The following is a 25,794-nucleotide window of genomic DNA, read 5'->3' on the forward strand; positions in this document are numbered from 1 at the left end:
GGTCGCCGCTGTACGGCCGCTGGATGAATCACCGCGAGCATCTCTCATGACGTCGCCGCTCTATCCCAGCTACAAGGACCTCGACGCATTCATCGATGTTGCCCGGCTGAAAGCGCTGGATGGCTTTATCACGGAGCAGTTGCGCGGCCGCCTCGCCGCCGCGGCGGATCGTGCCTTCTATACCGGGCCGTTCCTGCTCCAAAGCGATGCGCCGGACCGTCCAGGCTCGCGCATGATCGAGCTTGCGCAATCGCGTGAGCCGGAAAACTATTACGACCTCGATCGTACCGACCTGTGGGAACCCTCGGCCGAGGCGGCAGCGTTCGCGCCGCTGATGGACTTCATCGCCACGCTTCCTTTCGCGGCGACCGGGCGCATGCTCATCATGTACGATCCCAGCGGCCGGGCGGTGTCCGCGCACAAGGATCATGACAGCGCTGAGCTATGTCACGAGTTCATCTGGTTTCGCACCAACCTCACCAAGCCCTTCTACATGCTCGATCCCGACACGGGCGAGCGGGCTTATGTGGCGGGTCATGCCGCCTGGTTTGACACCGTGAACCAGTTCCACGGTGCCGATGCGAGTGACGAGCTGTCGTTCAGCATTCGCGTCGACGGGATCTTCGATGACGCATTTCGCAGTCGCATTCCGTTTCCCGATCGAAACCGCGCGGCGGCCCCGTCGCTTTGGGCCCGTGAGGATCAGGATAGCTTCGCCTGCAGCTTGGGCAGAGGGGTCGCCGATGTAGCCGGCGAGCCAAGACCTGGGTGGACGCTGCCACGCCAAGTGCACCGCTGATGAGCGGAGATGATTAGAAGCGGGGACAAGCGCGATGGGGAGCAAAAGGCGGTTACCACCGACCCGCTACGCTCATACCGGGCGGCGATGAACGAGCTGAATGTAGCCGAGAAGCAGGAGATTGGTCGCTGGTCCCGAAACCGGTGGAGAACTCCCACCTGCCGCTCCGACGACCAGAGCGAGCCGGGCTGAGGCGACCGATGAACAGGCCACAGAGATTCGCCTCCGTCGGGCCGGCGTCCACCACCACTTCAGCCTCGAACACCACCTCGTTTGCCGCAAGAACCACAAAGAATGACGACCTGCTGCTTGGCAGAGTTGCAGGTGGTCGCAAGCTAGGCCCCTGTCCTCTTGATGCGAGGTGCATCGTGGAGAGAGCGGTTCGCGTTAGACTGACAGCACCGCCACACAGTCTACCGGGCACATATATCCTGTCGGACTTCGCGCGAAACCCGGCGATTCTGCGGCTTTCTTCCTGGTGCGACCATGCAAGTCCGTTCCGCTCACCGGACCCCGATTAATGCGCCATCTCCATCGGACGGCGAGCGCCCCGAGGCAGCGGCGTGGGGTTCAGAGTAGGCGCCGCTGCAGCTGAGTGTGCGGCTTCAACGGCACACTCAGCTGCCCTAACTGCCGGTCACCCCGAGCTGGTCGAGCATGAACGCCTGCCATTCAGCGTTCTGCCGATAACGCTCGAAGCGACCCGACTTGCCGCCGTGTCCAGCTTCCATGTTGACGCGGAAGATCAGTGGATTGCTGTCGGTCTTGAGCTCGCGCAGCCTCGCGACCCACTTGGCAGGTTCGTAATACTGCACTTGGCTATCCCACAATCCGGTGCCGACGAACAACGCCGGGTAGGTCTTCGCCGAAACATTGTCGTAGGGCGAGTAGCTGAGCATGTAATCGTAGAAGGGTTTCTGCGCCGGGTTGCCCCATTCGTCATATTCGAAGGTCGTGAGCGGGATGGAGGCGTCCAACATGGTAGTGACCACGTCGACGAACGGCACCTGGGCGATGAGCACCTTGTAATCGGCGGGCGCGATGTTGGCGACCGCCCCCATCAGGAGCCCGCCGGCGCTGCCTCCCATGGCGGCGACGCGCCCCTTCGCCGCATATTTCCCGGCGACGAGGTACCGCGTCACGTCGACAAAGTCGGTGAAGCTGTTCTTCTTTTGAAGGAGGCGCCCGGCGTCATACCAGCCGCGCCCCATCTCCTGGCCGCCGCGGATATGCGCGATCGCATAGACGACCCCGCGGTCGAGGAGAGCGATGCGTCCTGCATCGACCGCGGGATCGGTGGAGTAGCCGTAGCTGCCATAGGCATATTGGAACAAGGGCGCAGTGCCGTCGCGCTTCATACCCTTTTTGTAGACGACCGACACCGGGATACGCGCGCCGTCTCGCGCGGGTGCCCAAAGCCGTTCCGTCACATAGTTCGCGGGATCATAGCGCGGCACGGGAGCGACCTTCAGGATGCGGCGCTGCCCTGTGTCCGCGTCGACTTCGTAAGTCGTCGTCGGCGTCTTGAGGGAGCCGTAGGTGTAGCGGACAGTGCGCGCGCCGGGCTCCTCGTTGACCGAGAGCGCCATCTGGTACGCGGCCTCGTCTGCCTTGACCGGGGTCGATCGACCGCGGCCGTCGAGCAGCCGGATCATGCGGTTGCCGCCCTCGCGCTGGTCGATCGCGACGAAGCCGTCGAACGGCCTAAAGCCTTCGATGAAGACGCGGTCGCTAGCGGGCGTCAGGTCGCGCCAGGCAGCGGTGCCCCGCCCGACGTTCGTGTCTGCCGCCGTCACGAGCTTGTAGTTCTTGGCGCGCAAGTTGGTTCGGATCACCCAACGGCCGCCGGCATGGTCGGCGGCGTAGCGGAACTCGCGCGCGCGCGGCGCCAGGACGGCGAAACGCGTCGGATCGGCGGCGGGGGCACAGCGCTGCTCGTCGCTGACGGTGCTCTGCACGACGATGCAGACGAAGCGATCGTCGATCGTCCGCATGATCCCCATCTGGAAGGTGTCATCCTTCTCCTCGTACAGGAGCCGGTCGGTCGCGACAGGCGTACCGAGGACGTGCGCCATCACCCGATAGCCGCGCAGCGTGACCGGGTCCTTGGCGATATACAGCAACGTCCGGTTGTCGTCCGCCCAGACCAGGTTGGGCTCGACGTTCGTCACCGTATGGGCATGGGCACGGCCGGTCGCCAGATCCTTGAACTTGAGGACATATTGCCGGCGACCGACCTTGTCTTCGGTCCAGGCGACCAGCCTGTTGTCGGGACTGACCTGCCAGTCGGACAACGCAAAGAAGTTGTGGCCCTTGGCCATTGCGGGCTGATCGAACATCACCTCGGGCGTAGCTTCCGGCGAGCGGCGGCGCTCGATCACCGGATAGTCGGCGCCGGTGGCGTAGCGGCTTTGGTACCACCATCCATTGTCGCGGTAGGGAACGCTGCTGTCGTCCTGCTTGATGTGCGCGACGGTCTCTTCATAGAGCCGCGCCTGCAGCGGCTTCAGCGGCGCGAGCTTCGCATCGGCATAGGCGTTCTCGGCGGACAGATAGGCGAGCATTTCCGGGTTCTTCCGGGTGTCGTCGCGCAGCCAGTAATAGTCGTCGGCGCGGGTTCCGTTGGGAGAGGCGATCTGATGCGGCTTCTTGCCCGCGCGGGGCGCCTCCTGCGCCGGAGCTCCGACGGCGATCAATGCCGCCCCTGCCATCATCAGCCGGATCATCGCCATGTCTTGCCCCCGTCTTGCCAAGACCTGATACGGCCCATTTTGTCCATTGACCATTCCCAGCCACCGCTTCCTTCGGCGTACGCGGATCGTCGGAACTCCTTGAGTCATGACAGGTCCGACGCGCATACCCGACAACATGAGCCCAGATGAGATCGTCCTGACCCGCCTCGAACCCGGTCAGCGTACCGTGATGCACATCGCGGCGCTTCTCCCCGCACTCCTGCTTGCCGCCGGTGGCCTCGCGCTCGGCATCGCGGTCGAACAACGCCTCGACTGGCCGGCCTGGCCTGTGCTCGTGTTCGCCGGCGCCGTCGCGCTTTGGGCGCTGATCGGCGCGCCGCGGCGGCGCTGGGCGGCTTGGGGCTGGGCGCTCAAGCCCGACGAGCTGCACGTCGCTCATGGCGTTTGGACGCAGGTTCACACCGTCGTGCCGCTAGCGCGTGTCCAGCACCTCGACATCGCCCAAGGGCCGATCGAACGCGCGTTCGGGGTCGCGCGACTTGTCCTGCACACCGCGGGTACTTCGCACGCGATCGTCGTCCTGCCCGGCATATCGCGTCCGACCGCCGAGGCGTTGCGCGACACGATCCGCGCGCATGTCCGGGCAGAGCGATGGTGAGCACGGTCGAACGTCCTTCCGACGCCTCGGACCCTGAGCCAAGCGCCCGGCGGCTGCATCCTGCGTCGATGCTGATCGAGATCGTGCGAGGAGCGCCGTCGACGCTGCTAGGGGTTCCAGCGCTTCTCGCGATCGGCGCGCGCGCCGAACTATGGCTGGTGCTGGCAGGTACCGCGGTCGCGCTGCTCCTGGCGGGCGCGGTCCGGTGGCTCGCATGGTCACGGTTCACCTACGCGCTGACCGCCGACGCGGTGGTCATCGAAAGTGGCGTGTTGAGCCGCAACCGTCGCACCATTCCCTATGAGCGCGTTGCGGATGTCGGCATCGAGCGGCGCCTGCTTCAGCGCCTATTCGGACTGGCCAAGGTGACATTGGAGACCGGCGGCGCCGGCGCGGACGAAGGTTTGCTGGATAGCGTCTCCTCGGCGGAGGCCGAGCGGCTGCGCAATGTCCTGCGTCAACGCCGACAGACCGCGCAAAAGGTCCTGTCCACCGCTCCCGACGAAGGAGCGCCCGCCCCTGGGCCTGGAACGCCGCTGTTCGCGATGAGCGTACCGCGCGTCCTGCTCTGGGGCTTGTTCAACTTCTCGCTGGTCTGGATCGCCGTCGGCTTCGGCGCGCTGCAGTATCTCGACGGGCCGCTTGACGTGGACAGCAGCGAGCTCTGGAAAGCGGCATTCGCGGAGAGCGGAACCGTACGTTCGTTACCCGCGTCCGCCCTGGCCGGAGCGATCGCCGCCGCCGGTGCGATCGTCCTGGCGGTCGGCATCGTCGCAGGGGTGATCCGGACAACGTTGCGCGAACACGGCTTCACGTTGACCGGCGAAGACGGGCGTCTGCGGCGAAGGCGCGGCTTGTTCACGCAAAGCGACGCGATCATCCCGCTACCGCGCGTGCAGCTCGCCGCGATCGACAGTGGACCCTTGCGTCGTCGGCTGGGCTGGTCGCGCTTGCGTGCTCAGCTGCTGGGCGGCGACGGGGCCAAGGGACAGCAGGACCTGGCCCCCTTCGCCCGCCAGGACGAGGTGGATCGCCTCCTCGACGTGCTCAGGCTGCGACGCGCGCATCCGGCCGACATGGTCGCGGTGGCTCGAGGGCATGTCTGGCGCGCGTTGCTGCGAGGCGTCGCCTTGCCGGCGTTGCTGATCGCCGGAGCAACCCTGGTCACGCCGCTTGCCCTGCTCGCGTCGCCTTTGCTGCTGCCGCTCGTCGCGATCGCGCTGCTCGACCGTCGGCACCACCGCTACCGGCTTGCCTCGGGGCTGCTCCAGGTTCAGCGCGGGGTGATTGGCCGTGCGACCTGGATCGTGCCGATCGCACGGGTGCAGACGGTGACGCTGCGGCGCAGCTGGCTGCAGCGCCGGCTCGGGCTGGCGAGCGTGTTGGTCGATACCGCCGGAGGTGCCCGGCTGCAGGGTCCGAACGTTCACGATCTTCGCCTCGCGGACGGTCGGGCGCTTGTCGATCAGCTGTGCCGGGTGGACCACGCCGGGCACGGAGATGTGACCGCGCCATCGCTAGGCGATGCTTCAGGAATGGCCTAGCGTACCCGCCGAACGGGAGCCCAGAGCATGGTCACGCAATTGATCTACATGTCGGAGCCGTTCGGCTATGACAGTGCCGTGCTGTCGGCGATCCTGGAGACGGCACGGCGGAACAACGCCCGGCGGGGGATCACCGGCGCGCTGATCTGCCGCCAGGACATTTACCTGCAACTGATCGAAGGCGATGCCGATGCGATCGACATGCTGTACGCACGCATCTCGGAAGACGACCGGCATCTCGCCGTGACGCTGCTCAGTCGCATTGCGGTATCCGCACGCCTGTTCCCCGAGTGGGCGATGATGCACGATCCGGCCCGGTCGTGGCTCTGGTCGCCCGACGAGGTCCATGCTGGCGCGGTCCGGGGAGCGACGTGCGAGGCGCTCCAGCAAGTCTTTGCGCGAGCCGGCGACGAAGCGTCCGGCACCTGATCGGTGCGGTCTCGATCACCATGACCGGCATCGTCAACGACTGGACAGGACCTTCTGACCCGCGATCGCGCCGGGTGTGTGTACTCGGCGCCACCGGCACCACCGGGCGGGCGACCGTTACCGCGCTCGTTCAGGCGGGACACGACGTCGTGTGCTTCGTCCGCCCTCGCGCCAAATATCCAGCCGACACCGGCCGGCTTTTCAAAGGCGCCACCATCAAACAGGTCCACGCCGCCGATCCGGAATCGTTGGCGCGGGATGGCTTCGCGGGCGAGCGCTTTGACGCATTGGTGTCGTGCATGGCCTCGAGGACCGGAAACCCCGGAGACGCCTGGGCGGTCGACTATCGCGCGCACGTCGATGCTCTCGGCGCGGCAAAGACGGCCGGGGTAAGCCATTTCGTGCTGGTATCCGCGATCTGCGTCCAAAAGCCGCTGCTCGAATTCCAGCGCGCCAAACTGGCGTTCGAGGCGGCGCTGATCGGATCCGGGCTGCGCTACTCGATCGTGCGTCCCACCGCCTTCTTCAAATCCTTGTCGGGGCAGATCGGACGCCTGCGCGACGGCCGCCCCTTCCTGATCTTCGGCGACGGCACCCTCACCGCCTGCAAGCCGATCAGCGACCGCGATCTGGCCGAGTTCATCGCCGGGTGCCTGACGGACGAGAGCAGATGGAACCGCATCCTTCCGATCGGTGGGCCAGGGGAGGCGATCACGCCGCGGCGGCAAGGTGAGATGCTGTTCGAGTTGCTCGGCCAGGCGCCCCGGTTCCGCTCTGTCCCCGTGGCACTGCTCGACATGATCGTGAGCAGTCTGGCCGCCCTGGGCCGGGTCGCGCCGCCGCTGGCGAAGAAGGCGGAACTCGCACGGATCGGCAGATATTATGCGACCGAGTCCATGCTCACGCTCGATCCCCGGACCGGCCGGTACGATGCCGCCGCAACGCCTTCGACGGGAACCGATCGACTGTCGGACTTCTACCGGTCCGTCCTTGCCGGCGCCACCGCACCCGACCGTGGCGACCACGCGGTATTCTGACCAGGAAGGCGCTCAGAACGACGAAAGCCGTTGTCAGCTGCGGTTCCAGCTCCCACCCAGCGCCCGGAACAGATCGATCTGTGCGCGCGCTATCTGGCCATCGGCCAGCGTCAGCGAAGCTTCGGTGTCGGCAAAGGTGCGTTCGGCGTCGAGCTGCACCAGGCTGTCGATCTGCCCTTCGCGTTGCTGCGCGCGGGTGATGCGGGCGGCGACGGCGGCCTGATCGCGCGCCGCCTGCAACGCGGCGCGGCGTTCGATTGCACGCGCATAGTTCGACAGCGCCGTCTCCGTCTCTTCCAGCGCGGTCAGCACGGCGCCGTCGAAGGTCGCCAGCGCCGCCTGCGTGTCGGCTTCGGCGCCGGCGACGCGGGCGCGGCCGCGGCCGGGGTTTAGGGTCCAGTTGACGAGCGGTCCGAGCAACCAATTGAGCGGCCCGCCCGAGAACAGCGAGGCCAGGCTGTTGGTGGTTGCGCCGATCGAGCCGCCCAGGCTGATCCGGGGATAAAGGTCCGCCGTCGCAACCCCGATCCGCGCCGTGGCGGCTGCCAGCCGCCGCTCCGCCGCGCGCACGTCGGGGCGCCGGGCGAGCAGGGCGGCGCCGTCGCCGACCGGGATCGGCCGGTCGATGCGTAAGCCCTCGCGCCGCTGCGCCGCCTGCGACGGCAGCTCGGCGGGAGGGCGGCCGGTAAGCGTGGCGAGGCGGAACAGCGCCGCCTGGCGCTCGGCCGCGATCGCGGGCACGTCCGCCTGGCGTTGGTTGCGCAATGCCGCGATGCGGGCGGTATCGAGCCCGGTGGTCAGCCCCACCTCCGCGCGCCGCCGCGTCACGCGGAGCGACCGGTCGAGCAGCGCCACGATCCGCTCCGCCACCGCCAGCCGCTCGGCCGCCGACGCGGCCTCGGCATAGGCACGCGTCGTATCGGCCACGATCGCGACACGCACCGCATCGGCATCGGCCTCCGCCGCGCCCAGCTCGCCGCGGGCGGCTTCCACCCCGCGCCCGAGGCGGCCGAACAGGTCGACCTCATAGGCCACGTCGAGCCCGACATCGAAGGTCGAATCCTCCTGCGCCAGGCCGGGGACGCGTTGGATCTCCGAGGTGCGGCCATAATTCGCACTGGCGCTCGCGCTCGCCTGCGGCAGGCGAGTGCTGCGCACCTCGCGCAGCGATGCCCGCGCGCGCGCCAGCCGCGCGACGGCGACGCGGATGTCGGTGTTGGCCGCCAGCGCATCGCCGATCAGCCCGTCGAGCACGGGATCTCGATAGAGCTGCCACCACCTGTCATTGTCCGTGGCGAGGGCAGCCGCGGCGGGGCTGGTCGAGACGAATGCGCCCGCCGCCGCCGGCGGCGTAGCGGGCCGGACATAGTTGGGACCGACTGCGCAGGCGGCAAGCGTCAGCGCCGAAGCGCCGGCTATGATGATGCGGAACATGTGGGTCTGGCTCCTATTCGGCCGGCTGCAGCTGCGCTTCGGCGGCCGGGCGGCGGCGCCCGAGCCGATCACCAAGCGCGCGGCAGACGACGTAGAAGGTGGGGGTGAAGAGCAGGCCGAACCCGGTGACGCCCAGCATCCCGAAGAATACCGCGGTGCCGAGCGCCTGGCGCAGCTCCGCGCCCGCGCCGCTGGCGATCAGCAGCGGCACGGCGCCGAGCACAAAGGCGAACGAGGTCATCAGGATCGGCCGCAGCCGGTCGCCCGCCGCCCGCACCGCCGCCTCGACGGGCGAGAGGCCGTCCTGATCCTCCGCCTGGCGCGCGAACTCGACCACCAGGATCGCGTTCTTGGCGGCGAGCGCGATCAGCACCACCAGCCCGATCTGCGTCAGTACATTGTTGTCCTGCCCACGCAGATTGACGCCGATCATCGCCGCCAGCAGGCACATCGGCACGATCATGATGATCGACAGCGGTAGCGTCAGGCTCTCATATTGCGCCGCCAGCACCAGGAAGACGAACACCACCGCCAGTCCGAACACCAGTGCCGCGGTATCGCCCGCCAGCTGCTGCTGGAACGCGATGTCGGTCCATTCGGTGCTGTAGCCGCTCGGCAGCGTCCCGGTGGCGAGCCGCTCCATCGTCACCAGCGACTGGCCCGACGAGTATCCAGGTGCGGTGTTGCCGTCGATCTCGACCGCCGGGAACATGTTGTACCGCACGACGCGATACGGCGCGGTCTTGTCGGCAAAGGTCGCGACCGAGCCGACCGGCACCATCGCGCCGGAGTTCGAACGCGTCTTCAGATTGGCGATGTCCGCCTCGTTGGCGCGGAACGGCGCGTCGGCCTGCGCGGTGACGCGATAGGTGCGGCCGAGCAGGTTGAAGTCGTTGATGAAGGCGGAGCCGAGATAGACGTTCAACGCCTCGAATACGCGCTCCGGCGGAACGCCGAGCAGGTCGGCCTTGCGCCGGTCGATATCGGCGAAGATGCGCGGCGTGGCGGTGTCGAAGAAGCTGTACGCGCCCGCCAGCCCCGGTGCGGTGTTGGCCTTGGCAATCAGCGCCTGCGCTTCCTTGCCCAGTGCCTGATAACCGTGGCCGCCGCGATCCTGCACCATCATCCGGAACCCGCCCGCGGCGCCGATGCCTTGGATGACCGGCGGGGGCACGATGACGACGCGCGCTTCGGTGATGTCGGCGGTCGCCTTCATCGCTTCCGCCATGATCTGGCCGACATGGACGCCGGGACGATCCTCGAAGTTCTTGAGCGGGATGTAGGCGGCCGCCGCGTTGGGGGCGAGCGTCTGCGACGCGCCGTCGAAGCCGGCCAGCATCACCGCGCCCTTCACCCCGTCCAGCGGCATGATCCGGCTTGCGACCTTGCGCATCACCGCGTCGGTGCGCTCCAGTGACGCGCCGGAGGGCAGCTGGATGACGGTGAGGAAATAGCCCTGATCCTGCTGCGGGATGAAGCCGGTCGGCGTCGCCCACAGCAATCCCCCGGTCGCCGCGATCAGGCCGGCATAGGCGACCATCACGCGCTTGGGCCGAGTCACCAGCTTCATGGTCAGCCGGCTGTAACCCGCGCTCATCGCATCGAAGCCGCGGTTGAACCAGTCGCCGGCGGCGCGCACCCGGCGCATCACGATGTTGCCGCTCGGCGCGTCCTCGGCATGGCCCTTGAGCAGCAGCGCCGCCAAGGCGGGCGAAAGCGTCAGCGACACCACCAGCGAGATGATCGTTGCGGTCGAGATCGTGGCGGCGAACTGCTGATAAAAGGCGCCGGAGATGCCGTTCATAAACAGGGTGGGGATGAAAACCGCGCAGAGCACCGCGACGATCGCGACCAGGGCGGCGGACACCTCGTCCATCGAGGTGAAGGCGGCCTGCAGCGGCGTCAGGCCGCGCGCCAGGTTGCGTTCGACATTCTCGACCACGACGATCGCGTCGTCGACGACGATGCCGATCGCCAGCACCAGCCCGAACAGTGACAGGTTGTTGAGCGAATAGCCCGCCAGCAGCAGCACGACGAAGGTGCCGATCAGCGAGACCGGGATCGCCACCACCGGAATGATCGCCGCGCGCCAGCGCTGCAGGAAGACGATGATGACCAGCACCACCAGCACGATCGCCTCGGCCAGCGTCTTCATCACCTCGTCGATCGACTGAGCGATGAAGTCGGTGGGGTTGTAGATGACCTTATAGTCGAGCCCTTTCGGGAACGTCTTCTTCAGCGTCTCCATCTCGGCGGTGATCGCCTGCGACGCTGCGAGCGCGTTGGAGCCCGGGCGCTGGAAGACGCCGAGCAGCACGGTCGGCTCGTTGGAGAGATAGGTGTTGGTCGAGTAATCCGCCGCGCCGAGCTCGACGCGGGCCACGTCGGACACGCGAACCTGGCGGCCGTCGGGATCGGAGCGGATGACGACGTTGCCGAACTGCTGCGGCTCGGTCAGCCGTCCTTGCGTCTCGACGTTGAGCTGGAAGGCCCCGGAACCATTTGGGCCCTGATTGTATGGCGGCTGGCCGAGCGTGCCCGCCGCGACCTGCACGTTCTGCGCGCGCAATGCCTGCACGATGTCGCCGGCGGTGAGGCCCAGCGCAGCGGCGCGGCCGGGATCGATCCAGACGCGCATCGCATAGTCGCGCGCGCCGAACATCTGCACGTCGCCGACGCCCTCGATCCGCGCCAGCCGGTCCTTGACCTGCGTCAGCGCGTAGTTGGAGAGATAGGCGGTATCGAGCGAGCGGTCGGGCGAGACGAGGTTGACGACCATCAGGAAGTCGGGCGTCGTCTTCTTGGTGACGATGCCCAGCCGCTGCACCTCCTGCGGTAGGCGCGGGGTCGCGATGGCGACGCGGTTCTGCACCAGCACCTGTGCCGCGTCGAGGTCGGTGCCCGGCTTGAAGGTGACGGTGATCGTCACCCGGCCGTCGCCGGTCGACTGCGACGACTGGTACAGCATGTCTTGGACGCCGTTGATCTCCTGCTCGATCGGCGCCGCCACCGTCTCCGCGACGGTCTCCGCCGACGCGCCGGGATAGCTCGCCACCACCGTCACTGTCGGCGGCACGATGTTGGGATATTGGGAGACCGGAAGCCCCAGATAGGCGAGCCCGCCGACGATCGTGATGACCACCGCGATGACGGCGGCAAAGATCGGCCGGGTGATGAAGAAGCGCGACAGGCGCATGACAGGCTCCCCTTTCGGAGGATCGGAAAACTCGGCCGGGATCGGCGAAATCAGCGCGTGGCGAAGGTCGCTTCGCCCGCAACGGCGGGAGCGGCGGCCGGCACCGCGCCGGCGGCGACCGGAGCGATGCGGCCGGGCCGCACCTGCACCTTGCCGCCGGGCATCGCCATCTGCGTACCGCTGACGATCACGCGGTCCTGTGGCGTCAGGCCGGTGCGGACGATGCGCAAGCCGTCGATGATCGGGCCCAGCGTCACCGGCTTGGCCGCGACCGCGCCGTCGGCGCCGACCGTCAGCACCGTCTTGCGCGCCTGGTCGGTCTGGATCGCGGCGTCGGGGACGAGCAGCGCCGCCGTGGTGCCGCTGGTGGCGAGGCGCATGTTGCCGAACATGCCGGGCGTCAGGAACAGCCCCGGGTTGGCGAGCACCGCGCGGCCACGCACCGTGCCCGACCGGGGATCGAGCCCGTTGTCGGTGAAGTCGAGCCGCCCCGTGCGGGTGTAACGCGTCTCGTCCTGCAACCGCACCTGCACCGTCGCGCCGGCGTCGCCCGCCCGCTTGGATTTCAGGAACAGCCCTTCCGATGCGTCGAACGCGAAATAGATCGGGTCGAGCGCGTTGATCGTGGTCAGCAGCGTGCCGTTGGTGTCGCCGGCGGAAACCAGATTGCCCGCGTCGATGCGGCGGTCGGAGATGCGACCCCCGATCGGCGCGCGTACCCGCGTGAACTCGACGTCGAGCGCCCGCGCCTGCACCCGCGCCCGGGCCGCGGCGACGGCTGCGCCGGCGGCGCGCACCCGGGCGGCGAGCTGGTCGAGGTCGCTCTTCGATACCGCGTCATCGGCGATCAGGCGGTTGGCACGGGCGAGGTTGGCACGGGCGAGCGCCAGGTCGCTGGCGGCACTGGCGACGCTGGCGCGCGCTTCCGCCAGTGCTGCCGAATAAGACCGGGGATCGATGGTGAAGAGCAGCTGCCCGCGCCTGACGATCGCGCCGTCGGTGAAATGCACCGCCGTGATCGCGCCCGACACGCGCGGCCGCACCTCAACCGAGCGGCTCGCCTCGAAGCGGCCGACATGATCGTCCCATTCGGTGACCTCGCGGACCAGCGGCTGGGCGACCTCAACGGTCGGCACCGGCATGGCCGCGATCGCGGGCTCCTCACGGTCAACCAGCGTCCAAGTGGCGGCTGCGGCGACCAGCGGCAGGGCGATCCAGCCGAAGCGGCGCGCGTGTGAGCGCGGCTGCGCCGGCACGTCGGCCGACGCCTGGGTGGGTGCCGCTGCTTCGATCGGACTGTGCATGTTCATGCGCCTGCCTCCGCTCGGCTTCGCGCCGCCGCAATGCTGGCGAGCAGCGTCTCGTGCTGCGCGGCGGAGAAGCCCGCCGCCAGAAAGGCGCGGAGCTCGCTCGCGGGCACCCCAACGCCCCGGCGCCAGCTCCACACCGCCATGCGGCGCAGCGCCTCAAGCTTCGGGTCTGCCAGACGCGGATTGCTGCGCGCCCCTCCGAACCCTGGGCCGAACACCGTGCCCAGCGCCGTCGCCAGCCGGCCCGGCTGGTCAAGCGACGCCAGCGTATCGCGTCGCGACAGCGCGACCACCGACCATTCGAGCGCGGTCAGGCTCGACCGGCGCGGACTGATGGCGTCGTGACGCGGGGCACCTGCGGTGGGGCCAAGCGGCGGATCGGCCGAGAAGTCGACATAGGCCATGATGAGAACTCCCTGTTTAGTGCGTGCGTCGGCGTGACGCGGCCACGACCGGTCGGCCGCGGCGCGCCCAGACTGAGCAACGCTGACGTTCGGACACAGCACCGCGTCCGCCGACGGAATCGGGACGCGCGGTGTTATGACAATGATGCAAGCTGATGCGGGTGACGGCGGTTACTGGCTGCCACCCCGCCCCTACAAACGGTACGATCAGGCTTCCTTGCGGAAACCAGAGCGCCGTTGCCCGGCGCCTTCTTCTATACTGAACGGTATATAACCTGTTCTATGGGCCGTCAACGGCTTTCGTACCGGTCGGTAGCGATATTTTCTATCGGGTCGGCCATACCATCAGGCTGGTCTCGACCACCTGCTCCAGGTCGGCGCGGACCGCACCCGAGCCGGCCTGCACCGCGATGCCCTGCAGCAGCGTGACGAGAAAGCCGGTCAGCCCCAGCACGTTCACATGGTGGGGCAGGTCGCCGTCGCGCTTCGCCTGTTCGAACCGCTCGACAATCGCCGCATGCGAGGATTGCCGCCGCTCGATGACCAGCGCCTTGATGGATTCGGCTTCGGATCCACAGGCGGTCGAGTTGATGACGCCCAGGCACCCTTTGGGATCGCAGCTGCTCGTCTGCGCGTCGATCGCGCCCCGCATGATGTGTTCGGCGACGGCGCGCGCGGTGGGCTGCTTCAGCGCCTCACGCATGTACTCGAGCTTCTCGGCCTCATAAAGGTCCAACGCCTTGTGGAACAGCGCTTCCTTGTTGCCGAACGCCGCATAGAGACTCGGCTTGGTGATCCCCATCGCCTGGGTGAGATCTGCCATGGAGGCGCCCTCATACCCCTTGGACCAAAACACGCCCAGCGCCGCCGCCAGCGCCTGCTCCGTGCAGAATTCGCGCGGCCGGCCTTTGGCAATTCGAGGAGCAACCACTTCCATAACGGACGGTATATAAAGCAACCTGACCTTACCGACAAGTCCCGGCGTTACTCTCGTCGTGAAAAGCAGCTTCTATCGCCGGCGTCAGGAACGCCAGCCCAAGCGGTTCCGTCCGTTGCCCTGCGAGGGCGCTTGGACTGGATGGTGCCGCCTACAGGACTCGAACCTGTGACCCCCGCATTACGAATGCGATGCTCTACCAGCTGAGCTAAGGCGGCGCGCGCCGGCCAGGGCCGGCCAAGCGGGCGGGCGATAGCAGCGGTGCCGGGTCCTGACAAGCCGACGACATCGCATCAGGGCCTTTACGCGGCGTTTACCACGCCCGGTCCAAAAGCGCTGCCATGGGTATCAAGGGCGACTGGGGCATGGACGAGGCTGGCTTCGACGAGCGGCTCGACACGGTTGACGAAGCGGACGCTGGCGTCAGCGATCCGTTGTTCGATCTCGGCGGCGACGAACGGCGGATGCATGTCCGCGCCTACAATCACTGGGTGTCGCTGTTGAAGGGGCGCCCCTACCCCACCATCGAGGACCTCGACCCGACGTCGATCGTCGACTTCGGCGGCAACAGCGTGCTGCTCGACTTCTCGGACGGGCTCGACAACCCGCGCATCGCGTTCCTCGGCCGTGCGCTGAAGGAGGAATGCGGGCTGGAAGGCGCGATCGGTCGGATCGCCGACGTGCCGAGCCGCTCGCTGCTGTCCCGCCTGACCGACCACTATCTGCAGATCATCGCCAACCGCGCGCCGATCGGCTTCGAAGCTGAGTTCGTCGGGACGCGTGACCGCCCGACGATGTATCGCGGCATCCTCATGCCCTTCTCGTCCGATGGCGAGTGCATCGACTTCATCTATGGCGTGATCAACTGGAAGGAACTGGTCGACGCCGCGACACAGGCCGGACTGAACGCCGAGCTGTCGATGGCGCGGGATACCGCCCCGGTTTGGGCCGATGGCCCCACCGGCGACCGCGACACGATGCCCGCCGACGGCGAGACACTGGAGAACCGCCTGGCGATGGCGCGCGAGTCGGCCGCGGCGGTCCGCGCCGCCGACACCCGCAGCCGCGCCGCGCTGTATCGGGCGCTCGGACGCGCGCACGACTTCGGGCTCGCCGCCGATGGGGACGGCGGTCGGTACGCCGCCCTCCTCGCCGACGCCGGCTTGAAGGTCCAGGCGCGCGCGCCGATGACGCCGGTGGTCAAGCTCGTCTTCGGCGCCGACTACGACAAGACCCGCGTCACCGAATTCGCAGCCGTGCTCGACCACGCCCGCCGCCACGCGGTCGCCGCCGGCGCGCTGCTCCAGTTCCTCGAAGCACAGCGTGGCGGCATCAAGGCCATCGTCGCCGCCGAGCGCGCCGCCAGGCGCCCGGTGCCGGCCGCGGACCTGTACGAACAGGCCCGTGCCGAGCTCCGCGCCCGGCCCGTGCTGGCGCAGGTGGCGATGCCGGCCGCTGGCGACGGCGAGTTCGTGGTGCTGGTCGCCCGCCGCCACGGCGCGGGTCTGAGTGTCGTCGCACAGGTCGAAGGCGGGCTGGTCGAGCAGGCGGTGCGCAGGGCCGTCGCCTGAATCGCCGCGCCGCTTGCAAGCTGTACCGCGCGTTGCTGCACCGCCACAAGGGTTGAGCCCCCGATTCCCCGGGCGCATAGGGCAGCCATGGCCGACTTACCCTCCCCTTCCGCCGCATCGCTCGCCGAGGATTTCGCCGCCCGACTGACCCGTGGCGCGCTGCCTGGCGAACTGATCGGCTTCGGACCGGCCGACGTCGCCGAGGCGGCCCGCTTCGTCGCCGCCACCGCCGCCCGGCGCGACCCGGGCGAGCCCGCGCTCCAGCTGGAGCCGATCGGCGGCGAGGACACGCGGCGCCGGATGCGGCTCGCGATCGTCAACGACGACATGCCCTTTCTGGTCGATTCGATCGCCGCCGCCATCGCCGACCGCGGGCTGGCGATCGACCGCATCATCCATCCCGTCATCCGCGCCAGCCGCAACACGTCGGGCGTCCTCGAGGCGATCGGCGGGGCCGGGCAGCCGGAATCCGTCATCTATCTGGAGCTCGAACGCGCCGACGCGCGCGAGCGGCGCGAACTGGTCGAGGGCCTGACGCAGGTGCTGGCGGACGTGCGCGCCGCCGTCGCCGACTGGCGCCGCCTGCAACGCGCGGTTGCTTCCGACGAAGCGGCGCTGCCGCCGGGCGAGGGCGCGGCGCTGCTGCAATGGTTCCTCGACGGTCGCCTGACGCTGCTCGGTCACCAGCTTTGGCGGGCGGACGGAAGTGCGGGCGAGGCGCTGGGGATCGCCCGCAACGAGCACAAGACGCCGATCCTGGCCGAGTTCTCGCGCAACCTCGCGCTCCGCTGGTTCGAGGCGGGCGGTGAGGCGCCGCTGCTACTCAAATCGTCGCTGATCTCCACCGTCCACCGCGCGGTGCCGTTGGACCTCGTCCTGGTGCCGATCCGCAAGGGCGAGGAGATCGCCGGCCTGTCGATCCATGCCGGCCTGTGGACCTCGGCCGCGCTCAACGCCGCGCCGGAGGACGTGCCCGTGCTGCGCACCCGCCTCGCACAGCTGGAAGCGAAGTTCGGCTTCGACCCTAAGGGCCATACCGGCAAGGCGCTGACCCATGCGCTGGCGCAGCTGCCCCACGACCTCGCGGTAGCGTTCGAGCCCGAACAGCTCGAGGAGCTGGCGCTGACCGCAATGAGCCTCGCCGACCGCCCGCGCCCCGCGCTGGTGCTGGTCCGCTCGGCACTCGGACGCCACCTGTTCGCCTTTGCCTGGCTGCCACGCGACGACCTTACGACCGTGCGCCGGATTGCGATCGGCGAGATGGTCGCGGAGGCGGCGAACGGCCCGGTGCTGAACTGGTCGGTGGCGCTGGAGGACTCCGCGGTGGCGCTGATCCGCTACACCGTCGATCTCCGCAAGGAAGGCCATGTCCCTGATGTCGCACCGTTGCAGGCGCGGTTGGAGCGGATGGTGCGCGGCTGGACCCCGGCGGTCGAGGCGGCGTTGTCGGCGCAGGTCGGCCCCGCTCGCGCCGCCCGACTGGCGCTCAAACATGCCGCGTGTTTCCCGCAGGGGTTCCGCAACGCCAACACCGCCGAGGAAGCCGCGGCGGACGTGTTGCGGCTGGCCACGCTCGGCCCCGGCACTCGTTCGGTGCGATTGTCGGCAACGGCCGGCGCGACCCGGCTGAAAATCTATCGCCAGGGCGGCGCGCTGGCCCTGTCCGACGCGGTGCCGGTGCTGGAGAATTTCGGCTTCCGCGTCATCGAGGAGATTCCGACCGCGCTGACCGACGACGCGCGATCCTATCTGCACGAGTTCCTGGTCGAAGCCGGTACGCCGATCAGCGGTGACGCCGAAGTGCTCGAACTTGCGATCGCGGCGGTGTTGGAGGGACGGGCCGAGAACGACCAGTTCAACCGCCTGATCGTCGATGCCGGCCTCGCGCCGCAGGCGGTGCTGCTGTTCCGCGCCTGGTTTCGCTATCTGCGTCAGGCGGGGCTGCCCTATGGCCTGTCCACCGTCGTCGATGCGCTGCGCCGGGCGCCCGCCGTCGCCACGGCCCTGGTCGAGCGCTTCGCGGCCGCGCACGACCCGCAAGGGACCGACGACACCGCTGCCGCCGACACCACGATCGAGGCCGGCTTGGATAAGGTCGCGGCGATCGACGACGACCGTATCCTCCGCGCCTATCGCGCGCTGGTCGGAGCGACGCTGCGCACCAACGCTTTCGTGCCCGCCGGGCAGGAGGCACTCGCCTTCAAGCTCGACAGCCACCGCATCCCCGGCCTGCCAGCGCCGCTGCCGTGGCGCGAGATCTGGGTTTATTCACCCCGCGTCGAGGGCATCCACCTGCGCGCCGGCCCGGTCGCGCGCGGCGGTCTGCGCTGGTCGGACCGGCGCGACGATTTCCGTACCGAGATCTTGGGGCTGATGAAGGCGCAGCGCGTCAAGAACGCCGTCATCGTGCCGACCGGCGCGAAGGGCGGCTTCTACCCCAAGCAGTTGCCGCCGATCGCGCAGCGCGATGCCTGGCTGGCCGAGGGGACGGAGAGCTATCGCGTCTTCATCCGCGCCTTGCTGTCGATCACCGACAACATCGTGGACGGCGCGGTGACGCATCCCGAGGGCGTGCGGGTACGCGACGGCGACGATCCCTATTTCGTCGTCGCCGCCGACAAGGGCACCGCCACCTTCTCCGATGTCGCCAACGCGCTGGCGCTCGAGCGCGGCTTCTGGCTGGGCGACGCCTTCGCATCCGGCGGCAGCGTCGGCTACGATCACAAGGCGATGGGGATCACCGCCAAGGGCGCGTGGATCAGCGTCCAGCGCCACTTCGCGGAGCGTGGTCTCGACGTGCAGGCGGACCCGATCACCGTCGTCGGCTGCGGCGACATGTCGGGCGACGTGTTCGGCAACGGCATGCTGCTGTCCAAGTCGATCAAGCTCGTCGCCGCCTTCGATCATCGCCACATCTTCCTCGATCCCACGCCCGATGCAGCGGTCGGCTGGGCGGAGCGCGCGCGGCTGTTCGCCCTGCCCCGCTCGTCCTGGGCGGACTATGCGGCGCCGGTATCGGCCGGCGGCGGCGTCCACAGCCGCGCCGCCAAGTCGATCGCCGTCACCCCGGAGGCCGCCGCCGCACTCGGCATCCCCGCCGGCGAGATGGAACCGGCCGCGCTGATCTCCGCGATCATCAAGGCACCCGCCGACCTCATCTGGTTCGGTGGCATCGGCACCTATGTAAAGGCGGCGTCGGAGAACAACGCGGCGGTCGGCGATCCCGCCAATGACCGCCTGCGCGTGGATGCCGAGGAGCTGCGCGCCATCGCGATGGGCGAGGGCGCGAACCTGGGCGTCACGCAGGCCGCGCGCATCGCGTTCGCGGGTCGAGGCGGGCGGATCAACACCGACTTCATCGACAATTCCGCCGGCGTCGATTGCTCGGACAACGAGGTCAACATCAAGATCGCGCTCAACCGCGAGATGACCGAGGGCCGGCTGACGTTCGAGGACCGCAACACGCTGCTGGCCTCGATGACCGACGACGTCGCCCACCTGGTGCTGGAGGACAACCGCCTCCAGACGCTGGCGATCTCGATCATGGAACAGGACGGCGCCACGGCGGTGCCGAGCTATGTCCGCGCGATCGAGATCTTCGAGGCCAGCGGCCGGCTCGATCGCCGCGTCGAGGGACTCGCGGTCAACGAGGAGCTGCTGCGCCGGGGCCAGGAGGGGCGCGGCCTGACCCGCCCCGAGCTGTCGGTGCTGCTCGCCACCGCCAAGCTGGCGCTGCAGGACGCGATCGAGCAGGCGGCGCTCGGCGATCAGCCGGAGCTGCTGCCCGACCTCCACGCCGCCTTCCCGGCCGCGATGCGCGAGCGGTTCGCCGCCGCGATCGACGCGCACCGGCTGCGCGGTCAGATCGTCGCCACCAAGCTCGCCAACCGCATCGTCAACCGCATGGGCGTCCTATACCCCTTCGAACTCGCCGAGGAGGAAGGCGCGGCACTCGGCGACATCGCCGCGATGTTCGTGGTGGCGGAGCGGCTGTTCGGCCTGCCCGAGCTGTGGCGCGCGATCGAGGCGACGCCCATGCCGGAAGGCGCGCGGATCGCGCTGTTCGACGAGGTCGCGGCCGCCACCCGCTCGCACATCGCCGACCTGCTGCGCGCCACGGGTGCCGGGGCGGACATCGGGCCGGTGCTGCAACGGCTGGAGCGGGGCATCGCCTCGCTCGACCGCGCCACCGCGACGCTGCTGCTGGAGGAAGGCCGCGCGCACAGCGACCGCATCGCCCGCCAGCTCCAGGCCGCCGGCGCCCCCGCCGAGCTGGCGCAACGCGTGGTGCGCCTGTTCGAGCTCGACGGTGCGGTCGGCCTCGCCGATCTCGGCGAGCGGCTGGCGCTGGACGAGACGGTGCTGACCCGCGCCTTCACCGCGCTCGGCCATGCGCTCGGCCTAGATTGGGCGCAGGCCACCGCCGGCCGCATCGCGTCGAGCGATCCGTGGGAGCGCCTGCTCCTCGCCGGTCTGGCCCGCGACTTCCAGCAGCTGCGGCTGCAGTTCCTGGCGCGCGCCGGCGCCGCCAATCCGCAGGCGACGGTGGACGGCTGGCTCCACGCCAACGCCGCCAGGGTCGCGCAGTTCAAGACGGTGATCGACCGCGCCCGCCATTCGGCCCAACCCAACGCCGCGATGCTGGCGCAGATCGCCGGCCAGGCGCGAGTGCTATTGGGCCGGTGAAACGCCCCGCACCGCGCTTAGCCTAGGCGACGGCTTGCTTTGCCGCCTGCCGCCGCGCCAGGTCCGCCTTCCACCCTCGCGCCCGCCACCACATGATAATGCCGGTGACGGCGAGCACGGCGGGAATGATGCCGCCGATGAAGATGATGATCTGCCAGACCATGCCCATGTCGGTGCCGTCATGGATACGCCGCATCCACCGCGCGACGCCCCCCTGGCCGCCGGGACGGGGCGTGAGTGTCGCCACCCCGCTGCCGTCGGTGACCGCGATCGTTGCCGGCGGACCGTTGGTCGGCTTCAGCTGCACGCTCCAGTCGGGCTTGAGCGTGGTCGGCCAGCTCACCTGCCGCAGGTCGCCCGGCGCAACTGCGCGCGCGCGCGCGATCGCGGACGGCAGGGTCAGCGCCGTTCGGTCGAGAGGCTTGGCGCGCGCCAGCGCCGCGCGGTCGGGCCCGCGCTGCTGCTGCGGCGCCTGCCCGACCAGACTCCCGAAGAAGCGCGGAAAGCTGATCCACGCGCCGGTCAGCGACAGCACGAACAGCGGCAGCGCCACCCAGAACCCGAAGGTCTGATGGATGTTCGTATCCGTGTTGCGATGCCGTCCCCAGCGCAACGCGCGCTTCATGCTGCCGGTCGTCGGCCACCACAGCCACAGCCCGGTAAACGCCGACAGCATCATCGCCACGCCGATCCAGCCGACGATCGACCGCCCCCAGCCGCCAGGAATCTGCAGCGACCCGTGCAGCACATGGAGGAAACGCACCAGCCCGCCGCTGTTGGTGGCGACGTCCAGCACCTGGGCGGTGGGCGGATCGAGAAAGACGAGCGTACGCGGCGGCGGACCGCCCCGCGGCGGCCCCGCGGCGGCCGGCGCGGCGGCGACCGTCACCGGGTCGCCGTGCTCGGGCCCAGGATCGGGCATCGTGATCTGCGCGATCCGCTCGCCCGGTTTCAGCCGGGTCGTCGCGGCCGCGACATAGATTTCGGGGGCAAGCAGCGTGTCGCCGCTGGTCGCGAAACGCTGCGGCTCGATCATCCGCTCGAGCGCGTCGTGCCAAACCAACGCCGAGCCGGTCAGGCTGATCGGGATGATCAGCACCGCCAGGATCAGCCCGATCCACTTATGGACCTGAAACCAGGTCCGCCGCCACTTCAGCTTGGTCATCATGCTACCCTATAGCTCCGCCCACCGCCGCAGCAGGTTATGGTACACGCCGGTCAGCCTGACCGCCGCCGCATCCCCCTGCCCCAACGCGGTGGCAACCGCCTGTACGCTCTGGTCCAGTTCGAACAGGATGTTCCGCGCACCATCGTCGCGCACCATCGACTGCACCCAAAAGAAGCTCGCCAGCCGGGCGCCCCGCGTCACCGGCTCGACCCGATGCAGGCTCGACGCCGGATAGACGACCAGATCGCCGGCGGGCAACTTGATCCGCTGCTCGCCGAACTGCCCGTCGATCACCAGCTCGCCGCCGTCATAAGCGTCCGGCTCCGCCAGAAACAGCGTCGCGGACAGATCGCTGCGGACGCGGAAGTCGCTGCCGCGCTTGATGCGGATCGCGGTGTCGACATGGGTATCGAACGCCTGTCCGCCGGCATAGCGGTTGAACAACGGCGGAAACACCTTGAGCGGCAGCGCCGCCGCGACGAACAGCGGTGATCGCCCCAGCGCGTCGAGCACCAGCCCGCCGGCGTCCCGTGCCGCCTCGCTGTCCTCGGGCAGTTGCGCGTTACGCTTGGCGAGCGCCGACTGCGCGCCCGAGGTAGCGTTGCCGTCGGCCCACGGCCCGGCCTCGACGATCGTACGCACACGCGCGAGCGCCTCGCCCGCCAGCACGCCCGGCACCACCGTCAGCATCGCGCACCGCGATCGAGCGCCGCCGTGCCCCGCACCCGCAGCTCGGCATCCTCCTGTGCCGCCAGCCAGTCGCGCAGCTGCCCGCGAAACCGCGCATGGCCCAGCGCCGCGGCCTTTGCGATCCAAGGGAGCGCCTCGCGCACCCTGCCCTTCATCGCCAGCATCCGCGCATGGTTGAAACAGCCACGAAAGTCGCCGCCATGCGCGGCGCGGGCATAGCATTGCGCCGCCGCCAGCAGATCGCGCGGCGTTGCCCAACCGTCCTCATGGAAGCTGCCGACGAAATTCTCCGCCTTGGCGAAGCCCAGTGCCGCCGCCTTGCGCAGCCAGGCCAGCGCCGCCGCGCGGTCCTGCTCGATGCCCTCGCCCAACGCGAGCGAGGTCGCATAGTTGTACATCGCCTCTGGCAAGCCCCGCTCGGCGGCAACCCGGAAACATGCGGCCGCGCGCGCCTTGTCCACCGCCACGCCCCAGCCGAGGTCATAGCAGCGCCCGACCATGTTGAGCGCCGGCACATGCTCCTGCGCCGCCGCCCGCACGAACCAGCCAAAGCCCGCGCGCGCGTCCTTGGCCATCTCGACGCCGTCGAGCAGCATCTGGCCCAGCACCGCCTGCGCGTCGGCGATCCCGGCTTCCGCCGCCTCGCGGATCAGCGCCGCGCGCCCGGGTCCGGCCAGCGCCTCGCGCGCCTCGCCGGGCGACATGGCGGCGAGCAGGCTCAGAACCCCACCTGCAGCGTCCCGAATACCGTCCGCCCCGCCGCCATTGTCGCATAGTGCGACGAGAAGGCCTGGCTGAAATACCGCTTGTTGGCGACGTTCTGGACGTTGACCGACAGCTTGAGCGCGTCCGTCATCTCCACCGCCGCGCGCGCGTCGAACCGCCACCAGCCCGGCACCGACCGCGCGATCGTGACGGTCGCCGGCACCACTGTCGCGGCCGCGCCGGTGCCTGACACAAAGCGGTTGTCGGCATAGCCGCCGAACACCCGACTCTGGTAAAAGGCACCGCCGCCCAGCTCGAACCGGCCGAAGTCATAGTTCGTCCACAGCGTCGCGCTGTGCTTGGCGGTCTGTGGGAACTGCTTGCCGGTATTGACCGACGGCTGCAGCACCGTCCGCGCCGCGACGCCGCCGCCGGCGGGCAGCACGAACGCGGTGAAGCCGCCATCGACGATCATCGCGTCGAGATAGGTGTAGCCGCCGAACACGTTCCAACGGGGCGTGATGAAGCCGTTGAAGCTGAGCTCGACCCCGTCGACGCGTCGTTCGCCGATAAAGGCCGCAGTGTTGGCGTCGCTCGTCACCCGCGCGTTCTTGGTCTCGGTGCGGAACAGCGCCGCGGTCAACGACAGTTTCTGCCCGAACAGGTCCGCCTTGGCGCCGACCTCGAACGAGCGGCTGCGCTCGATCTTCAGCGCCTCGATCGCCGCCTGCCCGAGCGCGCCGCCGATCGTGCCGAGGCTATTGCCCTCCTGCCCCTCGCCGACCAGGCTGTTGGGCGGCGTTGCGGAGGTGGCGTAGGAGGCATAAAGGCTGGTGTTGCGGCTCGGCTTGAACACCACGCCCGCCTGACCCGTCACGAAATCGTCCTTGCGCGAGACGACCGGTCGTACTCCCGCCGCGACCGGCAGCGTCACCTTGGACGAGAAGCTCTCGTACCGCAGGCCCAGGTTGAGGATCAGCGACGGCGCCAGCGTAATGCTGTCGAAGCCATAGACCGCCTTGGTATGGCCGTCGGTAATCGTCTCCGTCCCCGGCGCGCCGCGCACGATCGGGCTCGTGACCGTGGTGCTCCCGGGGGCATAGTTGACCCAGGGGTCGTTGGGGTTCGGGTTGAACAGGTCCGCGCAATTGTACGGGGACACGCCCGGCGCGACGCCGCAGCGCAGGCCATCGGTCGCGTTGCCGGTGCCGGTGTTGACCACGAAGGCGCCACGCGTCGCCTTTTCCCAGGCGATCTCCGCGCCGACCGCGAAGCTGTGCTCGATCGCACCGGTGCGGAAAGTACCGATCAGGTCGAGCTGGTCGACCAGGCTTTCGGTTTCGCCCCACCGCGAGTTCGCCCGCCGCCAGACGCGTCCGCCGGCGGTATAGTCGTTGAACCGCCCGCTCGGCAGCGCGCCCACATTGCGGTTGCCGGCCGGGATGCCGAACACGTTCGCCTGGCTGTCGTCCGGCTGGGTGTAGATATAGGCTTGCTTCGCCGAGCTGAACCGTGCGGTATTGCGCAGCGTCACGCCACCGAAATCATGGCTGGCGCGCAACGTCGCCTGATCGACATTGGTCTGGCGGAAGTCGCGGCCGACCAGGCCGTAGAAGTTGTTCGGGGAGATGCGGCCCGTGATCCCGAACGCGGTGGTGAACGGCCCCACCGCCGGCTGCGACAGGATCAGGCCACTGCTGCCCGCCGGCGTCGCGTTGACGCTGGCGCTCGCGACATAGGCATAGGGAAAGCCGCTGTCGGGCAGCTCGTCGGTTTCCAGATGATAGAACATCGCGGTCAGCTGCGTCGGACCGCCAATACCGATCGTCACCGACGGCGCGACGCCCCAGCGCTTCTGGAACAACGCATCGCGACCGGCGACATCCTGATCGTGCCACATGCCGTTGACGCGCACCGCGACGTCGGGCGCGACCTGCGCGTTCAGATCGACGGTGGCGCGCTTGTACTCGGCATTGCCATAGCTGGCCGCGGCATTGCCGAAGGTGCCGGCTTGCGGCCTCTTCGACACGATGTTGATCGTGCCCCCCGCCGCACCACGCCCACCCAGCGTCGAGTCGGAGCCGCGCACCACCTGGACGCTCTCCACCGCGAAGATCTCGCGGCTCTGCGCGCCGATATCGCGGACGCCGTCGAGATAGGTCGAGCCCTGACTGTCGAAGCCGCGGATGAACGGCCGGTCGCCGATCGGATTGCCGCCCTCCGCCGCGCCGAAGGTGATGCCGGGCACCGTGCGCAGCGCATCGGCGAGCGAGTTGGCGCCGGTCTGTTCGATCACCTCGCGCGGGATGACGACGACAGAGCGTGGCGTATCGACCAGCGGTGCGACCAGCCTGGCATCGTCCGCCCGCCGCTCCCGCTCGCCCTTCACCACCACGTCGGAACGCTGATCGTCGGTCGGCGTGTCGGTCGGCTCGAGCGCGAGCGCCGGCGCGGTGGCGAAGCTGCCGACGCAGGCCAGCGCCAGGAACGGCAGGGTGGATGTGGACAATCGAACTCCCCTTCTCGGGCCGTT

Annotated in this window: 17 protein-coding genes and 1 tRNA gene; 7 read left to right on the forward strand and 11 right to left on the reverse strand. The window is 68.9% G+C overall.

What is annotated here, in order from left to right:
- Nucleotides 1-46 precede the first annotated feature (46 nt).
- A complete protein-coding gene (locus tag VFQ64_RS06700) occupies nucleotides 47-799 on the forward strand; it encodes a hypothetical protein (protein ID WP_325102531.1) in 753 nt (250 codons plus the stop codon).
- Between the two features lie 626 nt (nucleotides 800-1,425).
- Here the strand turns inward: VFQ64_RS06700 and VFQ64_RS06705 are convergent.
- Nucleotides 1,426-3,531, reverse strand: a complete 2,106-nt coding sequence (locus tag VFQ64_RS06705; protein WP_325102532.1) for a S9 family peptidase — start codon at nucleotides 3,529-3,531, stop codon at nucleotides 1,426-1,428.
- Between the two features lie 136 nt (nucleotides 3,532-3,667).
- Between VFQ64_RS06705 and VFQ64_RS06710 the strand changes: the two genes are divergently transcribed.
- The 4 genes from VFQ64_RS06710 (at nucleotide 3,668) to VFQ64_RS06725 (ending at nucleotide 7,160) form a co-directional block, all read left to right on the forward strand.
- Nucleotides 3,668-4,150, forward strand: a complete 483-nt coding sequence (locus tag VFQ64_RS06710; protein WP_325102533.1) for a PH domain-containing protein — start codon at nucleotides 3,668-3,670, stop codon at nucleotides 4,148-4,150.
- A 68-nt stretch (nucleotides 4,151-4,218) separates the two neighbouring features.
- Nucleotides 4,219-5,694 carry a PH domain-containing protein gene (locus tag VFQ64_RS06715; RefSeq protein WP_325102534.1) on the forward strand — a complete coding sequence of 492 codons (1,476 nt, stop codon included), beginning with the start codon at nucleotides 4,219-4,221 and terminating at the stop codon, nucleotides 5,692-5,694.
- Between the two features lie 27 nt (nucleotides 5,695-5,721).
- Nucleotides 5,722-6,123 (forward strand): BLUF domain-containing protein, encoded by a 402-nt coding sequence (locus VFQ64_RS06720; protein WP_325102535.1) that lies wholly within the window; start codon nucleotides 5,722-5,724, stop codon nucleotides 6,121-6,123.
- 20 nt (nucleotides 6,124-6,143) lie between these two features.
- A complete protein-coding gene (locus tag VFQ64_RS06725; RefSeq protein WP_325102536.1) occupies nucleotides 6,144-7,160 on the forward strand; it encodes an NAD(P)H-binding protein in 1,017 nt (338 codons plus the stop codon).
- A gap of 33 nt (nucleotides 7,161-7,193) precedes the next feature.
- Here VFQ64_RS06725 and VFQ64_RS06730 read toward each other — a convergent pair whose 3' ends face one another.
- From VFQ64_RS06730 to VFQ64_RS06755, 6 genes are all read right to left on the reverse strand, one after another.
- On the reverse strand, nucleotides 7,194-8,594 hold the full coding sequence (locus tag VFQ64_RS06730; protein ID WP_325102537.1) for a TolC family protein: 1,401 nt from the start codon (nucleotides 8,592-8,594) through the stop codon (nucleotides 7,194-7,196).
- A 13-nt stretch (nucleotides 8,595-8,607) separates the two neighbouring features.
- Nucleotides 8,608-11,790 (reverse strand): multidrug efflux RND transporter permease subunit, encoded by a 3,183-nt coding sequence (locus VFQ64_RS06735; protein WP_325102538.1) that lies wholly within the window; start codon nucleotides 11,788-11,790, stop codon nucleotides 8,608-8,610.
- 50 nt (nucleotides 11,791-11,840) lie between these two features.
- Nucleotides 11,841-13,100, reverse strand: coding sequence for an efflux RND transporter periplasmic adaptor subunit (locus VFQ64_RS06740; RefSeq protein WP_325102539.1), 1,260 nt, complete (start codon nucleotides 13,098-13,100; stop codon nucleotides 11,841-11,843).
- The gene (locus VFQ64_RS06745) at nucleotides 13,097-13,504 is read right to left on the reverse strand and encodes a hypothetical protein (RefSeq protein WP_325102540.1); all 408 of its coding nucleotides are present in this window, start codon (nucleotides 13,502-13,504) and stop codon (nucleotides 13,097-13,099) included. Before VFQ64_RS06745 ends, VFQ64_RS06740 begins: the two co-directional genes overlap by 4 nt.
- A gap of 325 nt (nucleotides 13,505-13,829) precedes the next feature.
- Complete coding sequence (locus VFQ64_RS06750) at nucleotides 13,830-14,441, reverse strand: TetR/AcrR family transcriptional regulator (RefSeq protein ID WP_325102541.1); 612 nt, start codon at nucleotides 14,439-14,441, stop codon at nucleotides 13,830-13,832.
- A 142-nt stretch (nucleotides 14,442-14,583) separates the two neighbouring features.
- Nucleotides 14,584-14,659, reverse strand: a tRNA-Thr gene (locus VFQ64_RS06755).
- Between the two features lie 123 nt (nucleotides 14,660-14,782).
- Here VFQ64_RS06755 and VFQ64_RS06760 point away from each other — a divergent pair.
- Both VFQ64_RS06760 and VFQ64_RS06765 read left to right on the forward strand, forming a co-directional pair.
- Nucleotides 14,783-16,012 carry a PAS domain-containing protein gene (locus VFQ64_RS06760; RefSeq protein ID WP_414712875.1) on the forward strand — a complete coding sequence of 410 codons (1,230 nt, stop codon included), beginning with the start codon at nucleotides 14,783-14,785 and terminating at the stop codon, nucleotides 16,010-16,012.
- An 87-nt stretch (nucleotides 16,013-16,099) separates the two neighbouring features.
- The gene (locus VFQ64_RS06765; RefSeq protein WP_325102542.1) at nucleotides 16,100-20,698 is read left to right on the forward strand and encodes an NAD-glutamate dehydrogenase; all 4,599 of its coding nucleotides are present in this window, start codon (nucleotides 16,100-16,102) and stop codon (nucleotides 20,696-20,698) included.
- 22 nt (nucleotides 20,699-20,720) lie between these two features.
- On the opposite strand, the gene VFQ64_RS06770 is transcribed toward VFQ64_RS06765, so the two are convergent.
- From VFQ64_RS06770 to VFQ64_RS06785, 4 genes are read right to left on the reverse strand one after another with little or no spacing between them, the layout of a single operon-like run.
- A complete protein-coding gene (locus VFQ64_RS06770; RefSeq protein ID WP_325102543.1) occupies nucleotides 20,721-21,866 on the reverse strand; it encodes a PepSY-associated TM helix domain-containing protein in 1,146 nt (381 codons plus the stop codon).
- A 6-nt stretch (nucleotides 21,867-21,872) separates the two neighbouring features.
- Nucleotides 21,873-22,556: a Fe2+-dependent dioxygenase gene (locus VFQ64_RS06775; protein ID WP_325102544.1), complete on the reverse strand. Its 684-nt coding sequence runs from the start codon at nucleotides 22,554-22,556 to the stop codon at nucleotides 21,873-21,875.
- On the reverse strand, nucleotides 22,550-23,260 hold the full coding sequence (locus tag VFQ64_RS06780; RefSeq protein WP_325102545.1) for a tetratricopeptide repeat protein: 711 nt from the start codon (nucleotides 23,258-23,260) through the stop codon (nucleotides 22,550-22,552). Before VFQ64_RS06780 ends, VFQ64_RS06775 begins: the two co-directional genes overlap by 7 nt.
- 14 nt (nucleotides 23,261-23,274) lie before the next feature.
- The gene (locus VFQ64_RS06785) at nucleotides 23,275-25,770 is read right to left on the reverse strand and encodes a TonB-dependent receptor (RefSeq protein WP_325102546.1); all 2,496 of its coding nucleotides are present in this window, start codon (nucleotides 25,768-25,770) and stop codon (nucleotides 23,275-23,277) included.
- Nucleotides 25,771-25,794: the final 24 nt, after the last annotated feature.

Source organism: Sphingomonas sp. (assembly GCF_035714405.1).
Classification (GTDB): Bacteria; Pseudomonadota; Alphaproteobacteria; order Sphingomonadales; family Sphingomonadaceae; genus Sphingomonas.

Coding starts and splice junctions, on each gene's coding strand:
- VFQ64_RS06700 (WP_325102531.1), top strand. CDS start 47: ATGACGTCGCCGCTCTATCCCAGCTACAAGGACCTCGACGCATTCATC.
- VFQ64_RS06705 (WP_325102532.1), bottom strand. CDS start 3,531: ATGGCGATGATCCGGCTGATGATGGCAGGGGCGGCATTGATCGCCGTC.
- VFQ64_RS06710 (WP_325102533.1), top strand. CDS start 3,668: ATGAGCCCAGATGAGATCGTCCTGACCCGCCTCGAACCCGGTCAGCGT.
- VFQ64_RS06715 (WP_325102534.1), top strand. CDS start 4,219: ATGCTGATCGAGATCGTGCGAGGAGCGCCGTCGACGCTGCTAGGGGTT.
- VFQ64_RS06720 (WP_325102535.1), top strand. CDS start 5,722: ATGGTCACGCAATTGATCTACATGTCGGAGCCGTTCGGCTATGACAGT.
- VFQ64_RS06725 (WP_325102536.1), top strand. CDS start 6,144: ATGACCGGCATCGTCAACGACTGGACAGGACCTTCTGACCCGCGATCG.
- VFQ64_RS06730 (WP_325102537.1), bottom strand. CDS start 8,594: ATGTTCCGCATCATCATAGCCGGCGCTTCGGCGCTGACGCTTGCCGCC.
- VFQ64_RS06735 (WP_325102538.1), bottom strand. CDS start 11,790: ATGCGCCTGTCGCGCTTCTTCATCACCCGGCCGATCTTTGCCGCCGTC.
- VFQ64_RS06740 (WP_325102539.1), bottom strand. CDS start 13,100: ATGAACATGCACAGTCCGATCGAAGCAGCGGCACCCACCCAGGCGTCG.
- VFQ64_RS06745 (WP_325102540.1), bottom strand. CDS start 13,504: ATGGCCTATGTCGACTTCTCGGCCGATCCGCCGCTTGGCCCCACCGCA.
- VFQ64_RS06750 (WP_325102541.1), bottom strand. CDS start 14,441: ATGGAAGTGGTTGCTCCTCGAATTGCCAAAGGCCGGCCGCGCGAATTC.
- VFQ64_RS06760 (WP_414712875.1), top strand. CDS start 14,783: ATGGGTATCAAGGGCGACTGGGGCATGGACGAGGCTGGCTTCGACGAG.
- VFQ64_RS06765 (WP_325102542.1), top strand. CDS start 16,100: ATGGCCGACTTACCCTCCCCTTCCGCCGCATCGCTCGCCGAGGATTTC.
- VFQ64_RS06770 (WP_325102543.1), bottom strand. CDS start 21,866: ATGATGACCAAGCTGAAGTGGCGGCGGACCTGGTTTCAGGTCCATAAG.
- VFQ64_RS06775 (WP_325102544.1), bottom strand. CDS start 22,556: ATGCTGACGGTGGTGCCGGGCGTGCTGGCGGGCGAGGCGCTCGCGCGT.
- VFQ64_RS06780 (WP_325102545.1), bottom strand. CDS start 23,260: ATGTCGCCCGGCGAGGCGCGCGAGGCGCTGGCCGGACCCGGGCGCGCG.